1 protein-coding gene is annotated in these 553 nt (G+C 63.8%); it reads right to left on the minus strand.

The annotated features are described in order from the left end of the window. Positions 1-29 precede the first annotated feature (29 nt). Positions 30-553 (minus strand): arginase family protein (locus tag D1614_RS28665; RefSeq protein ID WP_497006685.1); only part of this gene is annotated, 524 nt, incomplete at its 5' end.

Consider the following 553-nt stretch of genomic DNA (forward strand, 5'->3'; position numbering starts at 1 on the left):
GGAGCCGGGCGCGACGGAAGACACTTGGGTCATGCGGAAAGCGGAAGAGAGGTCGATGCGCCAGCGCCCTCGTCGCGTGCTGCCCAGCGCTGTGCGTGGCGGGCAGCCAGGGCGATGGTCTGCGCGTGGACGGCCACGGTATCGTCGATATTGTTGCCGTAGCCGCCCGCCATGGTAACGGCAACCGGTATGCGCCGTTGATACGCGAAATCGAAGACATCCTGATCGCGCCGCGCCAAGCCCTGCAGCGTCAGTTTGGGCCGGCCGAGCCGATCGCCCTCGTGCGGATCCGCGCCGGCCAGATAGATGATCAACTGCGGCTTGAAGCGCCCGGCCAGGATGTCGAGTGCGCCGGTCAGCGCTTGCAAATAGTCTTCGTCGCCGCAGCCATCGTGCAGACCGACATCCAGGTCTGACGCCTCCTTGCGGAACGGATAGTTTTTTTCGCCGTGCAGCGACAAGGTGAAAACCGTGGCGTCATCGCGCAGGATGGACGCCGTGCCATTGCCCTGATGTACGTCTAGATCGACGATTGCAACCGGAAAATCCCCCG

This window comes from Maribellus luteus (genome assembly GCF_003576475.1).
In the GTDB taxonomy this organism is placed as follows: Bacteria; Bacteroidota; Bacteroidia; order Bacteroidales; family Prolixibacteraceae; genus Draconibacterium; species Draconibacterium luteum.